This window comes from Streptomyces sp. NBC_00637, from assembly GCF_045161545.1.
Classification (GTDB): Bacteria; Actinomycetota; Actinomycetes; order Streptomycetales; family Streptomycetaceae; genus Streptomyces.
In genome coordinates this window covers 6,002,937-6,015,945 of the sequence record NZ_CP109046.1, presented here as the reverse complement: position 1 = coordinate 6,015,945, position 13,009 = coordinate 6,002,937, and the positions used below count along the sequence as shown (strand labels likewise).

The 13,009-nt window shown below is 72.7% G+C and carries 11 protein-coding genes; 6 read left to right on the top strand and 5 right to left on the bottom strand.

The window, feature by feature from the left end:
* Positions 1–11: 11 nt before the first annotated feature.
* Together OG440_RS26370 and OG440_RS26365 are read right to left on the bottom strand one after the other, a co-directional pair.
* The gene (locus OG440_RS26370; RefSeq protein WP_406009259.1) at positions 12–1,088 is read right to left on the bottom strand and encodes a Zn-dependent alcohol dehydrogenase; all 1,077 of its coding nucleotides are present in this window, start codon (positions 1,086–1,088) and stop codon (positions 12–14) included.
* Between the two features lie 165 nt (positions 1,089–1,253).
* Positions 1,254–2,111 (bottom strand): MaoC/PaaZ C-terminal domain-containing protein, encoded by an 858-nt coding sequence (locus OG440_RS26365; RefSeq protein ID WP_406009258.1) that lies wholly within the window; start codon positions 2,109–2,111, stop codon positions 1,254–1,256.
* Between the two features lie 343 nt (positions 2,112–2,454).
* Here OG440_RS26365 and OG440_RS26360 point away from each other — a divergent pair, with 343 nt between their 5' ends.
* The 3 genes from OG440_RS26360 to OG440_RS26350 are packed head-to-tail and all read left to right on the top strand — an operon-like array spanning position 2,455 to position 6,150.
* Positions 2,455–3,951 carry a sensor histidine kinase gene (locus OG440_RS26360; RefSeq protein ID WP_406009257.1) on the top strand — a complete coding sequence of 499 codons (1,497 nt, stop codon included), beginning with the start codon at positions 2,455–2,457 and terminating at the stop codon, positions 3,949–3,951.
* A gap of 29 nt (positions 3,952–3,980) precedes the next feature.
* Complete coding sequence (locus OG440_RS26355) at positions 3,981–4,613, top strand: response regulator (RefSeq protein WP_406011463.1); 633 nt, start codon at positions 3,981–3,983, stop codon at positions 4,611–4,613.
* Between the two features lie 31 nt (positions 4,614–4,644).
* On the top strand, positions 4,645–6,150 hold the full coding sequence (locus OG440_RS26350; protein ID WP_406009256.1) for a hypothetical protein: 1,506 nt from the start codon (positions 4,645–4,647) through the stop codon (positions 6,148–6,150).
* Between the two features lie 67 nt (positions 6,151–6,217).
* On the opposite strand, the gene OG440_RS26345 is transcribed toward OG440_RS26350, so the two are convergent.
* The 3 genes from OG440_RS26345 to OG440_RS26335 form a co-directional block, all read right to left on the bottom strand.
* Positions 6,218–6,868: a class I SAM-dependent methyltransferase gene (locus tag OG440_RS26345; protein ID WP_406009255.1), complete on the bottom strand. Its 651-nt coding sequence runs from the start codon at positions 6,866–6,868 to the stop codon at positions 6,218–6,220.
* Positions 6,869–7,019: 151 nt separating this feature from the next.
* On the bottom strand, positions 7,020–8,762 hold the full coding sequence (locus OG440_RS26340; protein WP_406009254.1) for an MFS transporter: 1,743 nt from the start codon (positions 8,760–8,762) through the stop codon (positions 7,020–7,022).
* A 249-nt stretch (positions 8,763–9,011) separates the two neighbouring features.
* Positions 9,012–9,686, bottom strand: coding sequence for a TetR/AcrR family transcriptional regulator (locus OG440_RS26335; protein ID WP_406009253.1), 675 nt, complete (start codon positions 9,684–9,686; stop codon positions 9,012–9,014).
* 221 nt (positions 9,687–9,907) lie between these two features.
* Here OG440_RS26335 and OG440_RS26330 point away from each other — a divergent pair, with 221 nt between their 5' ends.
* From OG440_RS26330 to OG440_RS26320, 3 genes are all read left to right on the top strand, one after another.
* Positions 9,908–10,756, top strand: coding sequence for an NAD(P)H-binding protein (locus OG440_RS26330; RefSeq protein ID WP_406009252.1), 849 nt, complete (start codon positions 9,908–9,910; stop codon positions 10,754–10,756).
* A gap of 227 nt (positions 10,757–10,983) precedes the next feature.
* A complete protein-coding gene (locus OG440_RS26325; protein ID WP_406009251.1) occupies positions 10,984–12,000 on the top strand; it encodes an N-acetylmuramoyl-L-alanine amidase in 1,017 nt (338 codons plus the stop codon).
* A gap of 175 nt (positions 12,001–12,175) precedes the next feature.
* Positions 12,176–12,982: a hypothetical protein gene (locus OG440_RS26320; RefSeq protein ID WP_406009250.1), complete on the top strand. Its 807-nt coding sequence runs from the start codon at positions 12,176–12,178 to the stop codon at positions 12,980–12,982.
* Positions 12,983–13,009 lie beyond the last annotated feature (27 nt).

Genomic DNA, 13,009 nt, shown 5'->3' with positions numbered 1-13,009 from the left:
ACGGTCACCCCTCAGATCTCGATGCAGGTACGGAGCGCCGCCCCGGTGCGCATCTGGTCCAGTGCCTCGTTGATCTCGGTGAGCGCCACGCGGTGGGTGATCAGGCCCGACAGGTCGATCCGGCCGGCCCGCCACAGGCCGATCGTCCGCTCGTAGGAGCGCAGGACGTCCCCGCCGCCGTACATCGAGGGCAGGATGCGCTTCTCGTCGAAGAACAGCTCGAACATGTTGAGCTGGAGGAAGTCGTCCATGGCGCCCGCGCCGACGACGACGAGGGTGCCGCCGCGCCGCGTGTTGTCGTATGCGGTGCGGGCGGTGGCGGAGCGGCCGACGACCTCGAAGACGTAGTCGAACCCCTCGCCGCCGGTGACCAGTTGCTTCGCTCCGGGCAGCTCCTCCGGCGAGACGGCCTGCGTCGCGCCGAACGCGAGGGCGGCCTCCCGGCGGGAGGCGACCGGGTCGACGGCGACGATCTCGGCGGCGCCCTTGAGCCGCGCGCCCTGGATCGCGGAGATGCCGACGCCTCCGCAGCCGATGACGGCGACCGACGAACCGGCTTCCACGTCCGCCGTGTTGAGGGCGGCGCCCAGGCCCGTGGTCACGCCGCAGCCGATGAGCGCGGCGATGTCGAAGGGCACGTCGTCGGGGATCGGGACGGCGCAGCCCGCGTCGACCACGACCTCCTCGGCGAAGGTTCCGGTGCCGGCGAAGCCGAAGATGTCGCCGCCCGGGCGGCGGAAGTTGGGGGTGCCCGCGTTCATGAACCCGGCCAGGCACAGTTCGGTCTGGCCGCGCCGGCACGCGGGACACGCCCCGCAGGCCGGCAGCCAGCAGACAACGACCCGGTCGCCGGGCTTCACCCGGGTGACACCCTCCCCCACCTCCAGCACCTCGCCCGCCCCCTCGTGACCCGGCACGAAGGGCGCGGGCTGCGGCAGTACGCCGCTCATCGCGGACAGGTCCGAGTGGCACAGGCCCGTGGCCCGCACCCGGATCCTGACCCGTCCGGGGCCGAAGCCCACCGCCTCGACGTCGTCGAGGACCTCCAGCTTGTCCTGGCCGATCTCGTGCAGTACGGCTGCGCGCATGGTGCGGCTCCCCTCGGGTCCCCTCGGATGCTGGGCGGTTCTGGAGGTGAATCAGCTGCTGCCGGAGGTGAATTCGGCTACTGCCGACGCTGCTTCAGGTGATTCGGGTGGTTGGTCAAGGCTGTTCAGGTGATGCGAATGGTCGGTCCGGGCCGGTCAGGCGGTTCAGGAGTGGTCGACGAGGGTGTCGGCGAGGACGGGCGCGTCGGCCCGTTCCACGGCGCTCACGGCCACCCGGAATGTCCCCTCACCGCGCCACATGCGGATGCGCAGCGTCTCTCCCGGGAACACCACCCCGGCGAAGCGCGTGGCGTAGCCGCGCACCCGGGTGACATCGCCGTCGAGCAGCGTGTCGACGACCGCCTTGAGCGTGATGCCGTAGGTGCACAGGCCGTGCAGGATGGGCCGGTCGAATCCGGCGAGTTCCGCGAACTCGGGGTCGGCGTGCAGGGGGTTGTAGTCCCCGGAGAGGCGGTAGAGCAGGGCCTGGTCCTCGCGGACGGTCCGCTCGACCAGCTTGTCGGGCTCGCCGGCGGGCGGGTCGAGCCGGGTGGAGGGGCCCCGGTCGCCGCCCCAGCCGCCTTCTCCCTTGACGAAGATCTGGGCGTCGTTGGTCCACAGCGGTCCGTCCGGGTCGGCGACCTCCGTGCGCATGACGAGAACGGCGGCCTTGCCCTTGTCGTACACGGCGGCGATGCGTCCGGTGGCGGTCGCCCGGCCTGTCACCGGGATGGGACGGTGGATCTCCAGACGCTGGCCGCCGTGCAGGACGCGGGCGAGGTCGACCTCGACGCCGGGCATGGACAGTCCGCTGATCACGCCGGGCGAGCCGGACCCTGCGACGGTGGCGAAGCTCGGCAGGACGTGGAGCCGGGACTCCAGCGTGTAGCGGAGTTCGTCGGGGTCGGTGGCCGGGACGCCCGCGCCGATGCCGAGGTGGTACAGCTGGACGTCCCGGCGGTCCCAGGTGATCTCGCCGGTCCGGGGTTCGGCGGCGAGCGCCTTGGCTGCGTCGATGGGCATGGAGCTCCTGATCGCTCGGATCGATCGGATCGATCGCATCGTTCAGAGACCTCGGCACGGCCGTCCGCACCGATCGGCCGCACCGAGGCCGTCACGGGGCCGCGGAACCCGCCCTGCCCAGAACGGATCTAGAACGCGTTCCAGTGCGGCGACCCCCTGTATAGCCCAGGCCCCGGCAGTTGTGAAGACACCTGACGGCATGTCAGATAAGGGTGCCGATGACATTTGTCCTGCCCGACCGCGTACATCCGGCACTGCCGCGAGCCGACGCCGGGACGTAGCGTCGAAGACAGGCACACCGCCCGGCGCGGAAGGTGCGCACGCAGAGACGGGGGACGGACATATGACCAGGTCATTCGAGGACCGGCGCCGCGCGGCGGCCTGCCGACGGGACTCCTGGCGCTCGGCGTTCCGTGCGGCGCGGGAGCACCGGCGGAACTGGAGGGCGGACAAGGAGCGCTGCAAGGCCGAGCTCCGGAGCGCCCGCCGGTCCGGGCACGTTCCCGAGGACCCGGGTCCACCGGCCAACGGCTTCACCCTGCTGCCGTGGCTGCTGATGGGGATGGGCGCGTTCTCCAACCTCTTCCAGGGCGAGGCGAACCCGTGGATCGGCGGCCTGGGCCTGCTGACGTTCAACTCGCTCTACATCTACGTCTCTTTCCGTGCCTTCGTGAAGCAGACCCGCGAGGCGCCCTCCACGCGGGTGGCGCTGGTCCTGCTGGGCCTCGTGACCTGCGGGCTCGCCCTCGGCTACGGCGGCAGCTGGCTGCTCTTCCTCCCGCTGTTCGGCCTCGCGACGGGCGCCGTACTGCGCGGCCCCCAGCTGCGGACCATCGGCACCGCCGTCGCCGTCCTGGCGGGCGCGGTCGCCTGCGCCCGGGACGGCTGGGACGGCCTCACCATCGCCTACGCGACCTGGATATCGACGATGGTGACGGCCGCGATCCTCTCCCTCTCCGAGGCCGTACGGGAGCTGCGCGCCGCCCGTGAGGAACTCGCCCGCCGGGCCGTGGAGGAGGAGCGGCTGCGCTTCTCGCGCGATCTGCACGACCTGCTCGGCCACACCCTGTCGGTGATCGTGGTGAAGTCGGAGGCGGCCCGGCGGCTGGCACCGCGCGACATGGGCGCGGCCCTCTCCCAGGTCACCGACATCGAGGCGGTGGGCCGCCAGGCGCTGACCGAGATCCGCGAGGCGGTCACCGGCTACCGCGAGGGCAGCCTGGCCGGCGAGTTGGACCGGGCCCGCTCGGCCCTGACGGCGGCGGGCGTCGAACCGTCGGTGAGCCGGTCGGGGCCACCGCCGGACCCGAGGACCTCGGCCCTGCTGGGCTGGGTGGTGCGCGAGGCGGTCACCAACGTCGTCCGGCACAGCGAGGCGAGCCACTGCGGGATCACCGTGTCGGGCACATCGGAGCGGGTCCGACTGACGGTGACGGACGACGGCGGTACCCACGGCACCGGCAGCCACAGCCCCGGCACCGGCAGCCCCGGCATCGACCGCGACTGTGGCGACTCGGGCGGCGACAGCTGCTGCGCGCCGGGCGGCGGCACCGGACTCACCGGCCTGCGCGAGCGCCTCGCGGCGGCGGGCGGCACCCTGACGGCGGGCCCGGGACCGCGCGGCGGCTTCACGGTCACGGCGGAACTGCCGGTGGAACTCCCGACCTCCCACACGGTCACCGACACCGACGCCGACACCGGCCATGGCGCCGGCTGCCCTGGTACCGGCGGCGGTGCCGCATCCGAGGGGATACGGTCCCCCGCGGTGGCTCGGCCCTCCGCGGTGCGACCCGCGAAGACCGTGCCGTCCGTGGCCGGCGGATCTAACCTGGGCCCGTGACCGAGATGCCGGGTTGGCCCGTGGACGAGATGCCCGACGACCACCGCCCCACCAAGTCGATCAGGGTGCTGCTCGCGGAGGACCAGGGCATGATGCGCGGGGCCCTGGCCCTGCTGCTGGGCCTGGAGGCGGACATCGAGGTCGTCGCGCAGGTGGGCACCGGGGACGCGATCGTGGACGCGGCCCTTCTCCACCGGCCGGACGTCGCGCTCCTCGACATCGAACTCCCCGGCATCAGCGGGCTGGACGCGGCCGTCGAGCTGCGCGACCAGGCACCCGGCTGCCGGGTGCTGATCCTGACCACGTTCGGCCGGCCCGGCTATCTGCGCCGGGCCATGGAGGCCGGGGCCTCGGGGTTCCTGGTCAAGGACGGGCCGGTGGAGGAGCTGGCGGCGGCGATCCGCCGGGTGCTGGCCGGCGAGACGGTCGTGGACCCGGCACTGGCCACGGCCGCGCTGAGCGCCGGCCCGAACCCGCTCACCGCCCGCGAGTGCGACGTCCTGAAGGCCTCGGTGGACGGCGCGACCGTCGCCGACATCGCCGCCAGGCTGCACCTCTCGGAGTCCACGGTCCGCAACTACCTGTCGTCCGCGATCGGCAAGACGGGCACCCGCAACCGGATGGAGGCGATGCGCGAGGCCCGGCAGCAGGGCTGGCTGTAGAGGTCTGGACCGCCGCTGGCATAGTGCCCGCATGCCCTCACCGATACGGGCCCTCCGGGTCCTCAGGCTTCTCCGGGGCCGAAGGCTCCTCAGGCGTCCGGCCGCGCTGGCGGCGAGTGTCGCGGCGCTGTGCGCGACGGCGGTGGCGCCTGCCACGGCCGACGGCTCCGAGCAGGTCGTGATGCGGTTCGAGACCCCGGCGACCTACGTCATGTACAACGCCGATCAGGGATCGCGTGCCTCGAACGGCGACTTCCCCGTCCCCGTCTTCGTCGAGGCGAGCAAGGGCGGCGAACCGGCCCGCAACGTCCGGGTCGTGGTGGACGCGTCGGGTCTGGGGAGCGTCGCCCGGCTCGGCGACGGGGGAATGTGTAAGGCCGAGGGCCCGGTCTACACCTGCGAGTACGGCGACCTTCAGAACGGCGACGGCGAGAGTTACAACCCCCTCCCCCTCCTCGGCGTGGACGGCATGGAGCCGGGCGACAGCGGGACGGTGACGTACACCGCGACCGCCGACAACGCGCCCACCATCACCGGCACCACCCGGATGACCGTCGGCGGTCCGACGCTGACCGCGCCCGGCCAGGAGAAGGGCGTGAGCGGGCTGGCGCCGGGGAAGTCCGCGAACGTGACCGCGCGGCTGGCCGACAACACCCGCTTCCCCACGGAACAGGGCGTCGCCCTCCAGGTCGACGTGTCGGAGGGGCTGACACTCACCGCCCTGCACGGCAACTGCTTCTACGCGGGCCCCGCGCCCACCTCCGCCTGGTGCACCTTCCCCACGAAGGCCGCGGCGGGCGCCGCCTACCGCACCAGTGCGCCGCTGGTGTACACGGTCACCGGGGCCGGGACGCTGGCCGGCGAGGTGACCTACACCTGGTCGTCGCCCCCGGTCCGCCCCGCCGACCACACCGTGCGCGGCACCGGCGCCCCGCTCACCCTGGTCCGCACGGCGCCGCAGGGCTTCGCCGACAGTCACGGCAGGATCGGGATCACCACCACCGTGCAGGTCGACTACCGTCCGGTCACCGCCACCGTGCGGGGCCGGGTCGGCGACACGGTGAAGGTGCGGCTCGGGCTGGAGGACCTCGGCCCCGGCCGGATACGGGACGCCGAGGATCAGGGCCGTTTCGAGGTGGTCCCGCCGGAGGGCACCACGGTCACCTCGATCCCGTTCAGCTTCGAAGGAGACCCCGGGAAGTGGGCTTGCCGGCGGCCGGAGAAGCCGGGCGGGGCGTTCGTCTGCGAGATCGGCTACGACGGGCTCTACGAGGCGCGGCGCGAAGGGGGCACGACCGCGATCGACTTCCACATCCGCATCGACCGGCAGGTCCCCGGTGCGAAGGGCAGCATCCGCACGTACAACCCGTTCGACCGCACCCCTGCCGACGACGTCGCCGTCATCGCGCTCGACGCCTCGCCCGCCTCGCCCTTCCGCGTCTCCAGCCACCCCTGGGCGTGGACCGCGGGCGCCCTGACCGTCGTACTCCTGGCGGTGGCCTACCGCCGTCACCGCCGCAACGCGAAAGCGTCGTGAGCACGACCCACCCGGAGCGCTTCCGCCGGGGTGTCCCGCCCCGGAGGTGTCCCGCCCCGGAGGCGTCCTAGATGCCCGCGCCCGTCCGGCGCAGGACCCGCAGGGAGCCGGTGTCCGAGACCTCGGTGAAGGCGCCGGATGCCAGGGCGCGCAGGTAGACGCGGTAGGGGGCCTGGCCGGTGAACTCGTCGACCGGGTCGGGGAACACGTCGTGGATGACGAGGAGCCCGCCCTGGGCGACGTGCGGCGCCCAGCCCTCGTAGTCGGAGGTGGCGTGCTCGTCGGTGTGGCCGCCGTCGACGAAGACAAGGCCGAGGGGCGAGTTCCAGAAGGCGGCGATGCGCGGCGAACGCCCGACCAGCGCGACCACGTGCTCCTCCAGGCCCGCGCGGTGCAGGGTCCGGCGGAACGTGGGCAGGGTGTCCATGAGGCCGACCTCGGGGTCGACGGTCTCCGGGTCGTGGTACTCCCAGCCCGGCTGCTGCTCCTCGCTGCCCCGGTGATGGTCGAGCGTGAGCGCGCTGACCCCGGTCCGGCGGGCCGCGTCAGCGAGCAGGATCGTGGATCGCCCGCAGTAGGTGCCGACTTCGAGCAGCGGCAGCCCGAGCGCACCCGCCTCGACGGCGGCCGCGTACAGCGCGAGTCCCTCGTCGGCCGGCATGAACCCCTTGGCCGCCTCGAACGCGGCCAGGATCTCGGGCTTGGGTGCCGCGGGCATGGGGTCCTCCGGTGGTACGAGCGTGCGGGTGCGCGAGGGTGCGGGTGCTCCGTGCGTGAGGGCGCCCATGCTGCCGCACCCCCGGCCGCCGAGGCGACAGGGGGTGCGGAAACGGCTAGCCGGGGCGCGCGGAGGGGGCGGGGCGGCGGGGTCAGGCGTCGACCGTCTCGCCCGGCAGGGCGAGGTCCAGGTCGACCGTACGCTCGTCGCCCGCGTGGCTCGCGGAGCTGGCCAGCGGGCCGTGACCGGCGGCCTTGGCGGCGAGGACGTAGGCACCCTGAGTGGGGACGGCGAGGGCGTAGCTGCCGTCCTCCTGGGACAGGGTGGCCCCGGCCTGCCGGCCGCGACGGTCGATGAGCGTGACCTTGGCGCGGGCGACCGGGACGCCGCCGGCGTCCAGGACCCGGCCGCGGAAGCCGCGCAGGACCTCCTCGGCGCGCTCCAGGTTGGCGTCCTCCTCGCTGCTGGCGCGCAGCTGCGACACCGTCGAGGCGCGCTGCTGCCGGGGCAGGAAGAGGGCGAGGACCAGGCCGACCGCGACGGCGGCCGTGGCGATCAGGAAGGAGACGCGGAAGCCGTGCATGGTCGGTACGGCGACTCCGCCGACGTCGTTCGCGGTGTTCGCCAGCACCATGCCGATGACGGCGCTGGACACCGAGGTGCCGATGGACCGCATCAGGGTGTTGAGGCCGTTGGCCGCGCCGGTCTCCGAGGCCGGGACCGCGCCGACGATCAGCGCGGGCAGGGACGAGTACGCGAGGCCGATCCCGGCGCCGAGGACGACGGCGATCACGAGGCTCTGCCAGGCGGCGCTCATCAGGCCGAGGCCGGCGCCGTAGCCGATCGCGATGATCAGCATGCCGAGGATCAGGGTGAACTTGGGGCCGTACTTCGCGGACAGCTTGGCGTAGACGGGCGCGGTGAACATCATCGTCAGGCCGAGCGGCGCGACGAGCAGACCGGCGGTGACCATCGACTGGCCGAGGCCGTAACCGGTGGCCTTCGGCAGCTGGAGCAGCTGCGGCAGCACCAGGGAGACGACGTAGAACGAGACGCCGACCATGATCGAGGCGAGGTTGGTGAAGAGGACCGCGGGACGGGCCGTGGTGCGCAGGTCGACGAGCGGGGCCTTCAGCCGCAGCTCCATCACGCCCCACAGGACGAGGACGACGGCCGCGGCGGCGAAGAGGCCGAGGGTGGTGCCGGAGGTCCAGCCCCAGTCACTGCCCTTGGTGATCGGCAGCAGGAAGAGCACCAGTCCGGTGGAGAGGCCGAGCGCACCCGCGACGTCGAAGGTGCCCTCGGCGCGCGACGGGGACTCGGGGACGACGAGGAGGGTGAGGGCGATGGCGAGGGCACCGAGGGCGGCGGCGCCGTAGAACAGGGCGTGCCAGTCGGCGTGCTGGGCGATCAGGGCCGCGAGGGGCAGGGCGAGGCCGCCGCCGACGCCGATCGAGGAGCTCATCAGGGCCATGGCCGAGCCGAGCTTCTCGCGCGGCAGCATGTCCCGCATCAGGCCGATGCCGAGCGGGATCGCGCCCATCGCGAAGCCCTGGAGGGTGCGGCCGACGATCATCGTGATCAGGTCGCTGGTCAGGGCACTGACCAGAGCGCCGACGACCATCACCGCGAGGCTGGCTATCAGCAGCCGCCGCTTGCCGTACAGGTCGCCGAGGCGGCCCATGATCGGGGTGGCCACGGCGCCCGACAGCAGTGTCGAGGTCAGGACCCAGGTGGCGTTGCTGGGCTCGGTGCCCAGCAACTGGGGCAGGTCCTTGATGACCGGGACGAGCAGGGTCTGCATCACCGCGACCACGATGCCCGCGAAGGCGAGCACCGGGACGACGGCTCCGCTCGCTTCGCGGGTGGGCCGGTCGGTCGTCGTGTGCGTCATGAGGTGGGGCCTCCGGGACAGGTCGTTCGGGGATTACATGCGAACTGAACCTGTATGCATGGGCAACTATTCCGATGCTTTGGCGTACTAACGATTTCTTTATCGTCTCTTGAACAAAGCACCCGGCAGACGACCGCGGCCCCAGCGGTCGCGGTCGCGCTGGGGGCTGGCGGTCGGCAGACGGCGGTCGGCAGACGGCAGGCGGACCGCGAGCACTTCAGGGGGCAGGTCGGCAGGTCAGCGGGCCGGTCAGCGGGCCGGCGTCTGGAGGATGCCGCTGAGCAGGACGTCCAGGGCCCACGTGTCGCGGTCGCCGGGCGCGAACAGGGCCGGGCGCAGCGCGGTGATCATGGGGTAGCGGTCGGCGGGCAGGGCCGCGTAGTGGCGGTCGGCGTCCGCGACGGCGACCTCCTCCTTGCCCCCCTTGGTGTTGTAGGCGCTCTGTTCGGCGGCGGCCGCCGCGCTGTACATGTGCAGCAGATCGACGGCCCAGGCGGCGGTGACGTCGTCCAGGCCGCCCTCCTTGAGCAGCGCGAGCATGCGGTCGATGACGAGCAGGGCGTTGGCGCCGGTGGGGATCGCGCCGAGCGCGACGGCGGCCAGCCCTTCGTGCCGGCTCATGGCCTCGACCGTCGCCGCCACCAGGGTGTGCAGCCGCTCCCGCCAGGTGCCCTCCGAGGTGAGCGGGACCCGGGCGAGCGCCTCGTCCAGCATCGCGGCCATCAGGTCGTCGCGGTTGGCGACATAGACGTAGAGCGAGGCCGGTCCGGTGTCGAGCTCCTTGGCGACACGGCGCATGGTCAGCGCGTCGAGCCCGTCGCGGTCGAGGATGGCCAGCCCGGCGCGCACGATCGCCTCGCGGCTGAGGGGGGCCTTGGCGGGCCGCGCGCGGCGGCTGATCGGCTCGGGGGTCACGGAGGTCACGGGGAGAGGGTATCCGGCACGAACGTCGATCGCCACGAACGACGATTGCCACGAACGCCGATCGCGACGAACGCTAAACGTGACGAACGCTGTTTGACACGAACAGTGTTCGTTCCCTAGTGTCTGGCCATGGAAGCTTCACGAACGCCGTTCGCCACGAACCTCGTTCGCGCATCGAGACTCGCCACTCGCCGTTCGCACCGTCCAGCAGAGGACCCGTCATGATCCTGATCACCGGAGGCCGCGGCGCGGTCGCCACCCGGCTGCTCGCCCTCCTCCACGCCGACGGCGTACCCGTCCGGATCGGCTCCGCCGCCCCCGCCGACCTCGCCCCGCCTCCCGGCGTCGAGGCGGTCACCCTCGACCTCGGCGACCCCGCGACCTTCCCCGCGGCCCTGGCCGGCGTCACCTCCGTCTTCCTCTACGCGAACCCCGCCCACGTCACCGCCTTCGCCGACCACGCGCATCGGGCCGGCGTCACCCATGTCGTGGTGCTGTCCAGTTCGAGCGTCCTGGGCGTGCTCGGGTCCGAGCCGAAGGACGACCCGCTGGCCGGCTCCCATCTGGCCGTGGAGCGTGCGCTGCTCGCCTCTCCCATCGCCACCACCCTCCTGCGGCCCGGCTCCTTCGCCTCCAACGCCGCGTCCTGGGCCTGGCCGGTCAGGGCGGGACTGCCCGTCAGCCTGCCCTTCCCCGGCGCCCACACCGACCCGCTCCACGAGACGGACCTGGCCGAGGCCGCCCACGCCGTCCTCACCGACCCCCGCCACCGCGGCGGCCGGTACACCCTCACCGGACCCGAGTCGCTGACCTTCGCCGAGCAGATCGACCGGCTCGCCACCGTCACCGGGCGGGACATCGCGGTCAAGCACGTCACCGCCGAGGAGTGGAAGGCGGAGACCGACGGCCACATCCCCGCGGTCTACGCCGACGCCCTCCTCGCCTGGTGGGCGTCCACGGACGGCAGGCCCGTCGCCCTCACCCGCACCGTCGAGGAACTCACCGGCCACCCCGCCCGCCCCTTCACGGTCTGGGCCGCCGACCACATCACCGACTTCACCGCCTCCTGAGCCGCCCGCCGACCCGGGACGACCTCATCCCCGCACTCGGATCCATCTCCGGACGCGAGGGACGCCCTTCCACCCGGTGCGGGCCGCCCGACCAGCCGCCCGCCCGGCCGACCGACCGCCCGATCGAGCAACTGGTCGCCCCCGGTCGACCGTCCGGCGAGCCGCCCGTCATCCGTCCGGCCTCGTCCCGCTGAGAGCTCGTCGGGGTGGCCGTTAGGGTGGCAGACGTGTCGTACGCAGGCTCGAACCCCGGTCCCTTCGATCCCTCCGATCCCTCTGGCTCCTCCGACCCCTTCGGCCCCTCGCGGCCGCGCCGCTCGCCGCTGCGCCGCCCGCTGACCGTGGCGGTCGCCGCGCTCGTGCCGGTGGCGCTGCTGGGCTGGCTGGCGTACGACGCGCTGGGCGGGCCCGGGAGCGGCGGGGGGAACGGGACCTCCGGGTCGGGCGCGGCGCCGAGCGTCCTCAGCTCCCCCGCGGGCGACGCGGACAGCGCGGGTGGCGCGAACGGTGACGGGAAGACGGGGGCCGGTTCGGGCGCCGCGTCCGCCCCGGCCGGTTCCGGCGCGGACTCGCTCCAGGGCAAGGTCGTCGTCATCGACCCCGGTCACAACCCCACCAACTACCAGCACACCGCCGACATCAACAGCAAGGTGGACATCGGCACCAACCGGAAGGAGTGCGACACGACGGGCACGTCCACGAACTCCGGTTACAGCGAGGCGCAGTTCACGCTGGACGTGGCCCACCGGCTGCGCGCCCTGCTCCAGCAGCAGGGCGCCACGGTGCGGCTGACGCAGGACGCGGACCGGCCGTACGGCCCGTGTGTCGACGAGCGCGCCCGGATCGGGAACGCGGCGCACGCCGACGCGGTCGTCTCGATCCACGCCGACGGCGCCGGAGCGGGGCAGCGCGGCTTCCACGTGATCCTGCCGGGCGCGGTGCACGCGGGCGGCGCCGACACCCGTCCCATCGTCGCCCCGTCGAAGGACCTCGGGAAGCGGATCGCGGGCGACTTCGCCCGGGCGACGGGTACTTCACCGTCCAACTACCTCGGCGACGGCACCGGTCTCGTCACGCGTGAGGACCTGGGCGGTCTCAATCTGTCAACGGTTCCCAAGGTGTTCATCGAGTGCGGCAACATGCGCGATACGAAGGACGCGGCGCTGCTGACCAGTAGCGCCTGGCGGCAGAGCGCGGCGCAGGGGATCTCTGAGGGAATCGTGAGTTTCCTGCACGGGTCGTGATCAGGGCACACATCTCTGCGGACAGCGCGATCGTGGTGACGATAGTGTCGTCCCTACGATGAGGGGCCACCCCCGCGCTTCACACAGGGGCCTGACGGCGACATGGTGACAGCGACGCCTCTACCGATATGTGTATGCGTGTACCGATGACGAGACGACTGACGAAGGACCTGAAGTGAATATCCGCTCCCTCACTCGAGGCGACGGCGTGGTGATCGGAGCAGCGGTATTGCTGTTCATCGCGTCGTTCCTGGACACGTTCGACGGCTCCGGCAGTGACGTCCCGAACGCCTGGGACAACCTCGGCCTCGTAATGAGCATGTATCTCGGCGGAATCATCGGTGCCGCCCTGATCGTCGTCGCCCGCGCGCTCCCGCAGCCGCGCAAGGTGGCCGGCATCGACCTGGGACAGTTCGGTGTCGCCCTCACGGTCTTCGCCGCGTGGACGGCGTTCTGGACGATCATCGACCCGCTCGGCGCGTTCAGCGACACCTTCGGCAGCTCGGACGTCGACACCGGCTCCGGGCTCATCCTGGGTCTGATCGCCGCGCTGCTGCTGGCCGCCGGTGCGATCGCCACCCCGCTGGTGCCCGCCCTCCAGGCCGCTCTCGTCCCGGCGCCCAGGCCGGCGGCCCCGCAGCCCTACGGCGCGCAGCCGCCCGCAGGTTATGGCTACCCGGGCGCGCCGCAGCAGCCGTCGGCGTTCGGCGGTCCGCCGCAGCAGGGCCAGCCGGGTCAGCCGTCGTTCGGCGCCCAGCCGGGTCCGGCGCAGCCGTCGGGCGGGGACTTCTCCCCGTTCTGGTTCGCCGTGCCGGTGCCGCGTCCGCTGTTCGGGGAGGACGGCGCGCCGACGCCGATCGCCGAACTGGCGCCGGGTACCTGGTACCTCGCGGTCGAGCAGGGCGCCCAGGGTCTGGTCGCCCAGACCCAGGACGGCCGCCGCGGTGTCCTGCGGGACGCCTCCGGCATCCAGCGCGGCTGAGTCCGCCCGGCCGGGTCCGCCCGGCCG

Excerpts from the sequence above, each read along its gene's own strand:
- OG440_RS26365 (WP_406009258.1), bottom strand. The coding sequence starts at position 2,111 with ATGCCCATCGACGCAGCCAAGGCGCTCGCCGCCGAACCCCGGACCGGC.
- OG440_RS26360 (WP_406009257.1), top strand. The coding sequence starts at position 2,455 with ATGACCAGGTCATTCGAGGACCGGCGCCGCGCGGCGGCCTGCCGACGG.
- OG440_RS26340 (WP_406009254.1), bottom strand. The coding sequence starts at position 8,762 with ATGACGCACACGACGACCGACCGGCCCACCCGCGAAGCGAGCGGAGCC.
- OG440_RS26330 (WP_406009252.1), top strand. The coding sequence starts at position 9,908 with ATGATCCTGATCACCGGAGGCCGCGGCGCGGTCGCCACCCGGCTGCTC.
- OG440_RS26355 (WP_406011463.1), top strand. The coding sequence starts at position 3,981 with ATGCCCGACGACCACCGCCCCACCAAGTCGATCAGGGTGCTGCTCGCG.
- OG440_RS26345 (WP_406009255.1), bottom strand. The coding sequence starts at position 6,868 with ATGCCCGCGGCACCCAAGCCCGAGATCCTGGCCGCGTTCGAGGCGGCC.
- OG440_RS26370 (WP_406009259.1), bottom strand. The coding sequence starts at position 1,088 with ATGCGCGCAGCCGTACTGCACGAGATCGGCCAGGACAAGCTGGAGGTC.
- OG440_RS26350 (WP_406009256.1), top strand. The coding sequence starts at position 4,645 with ATGCCCTCACCGATACGGGCCCTCCGGGTCCTCAGGCTTCTCCGGGGC.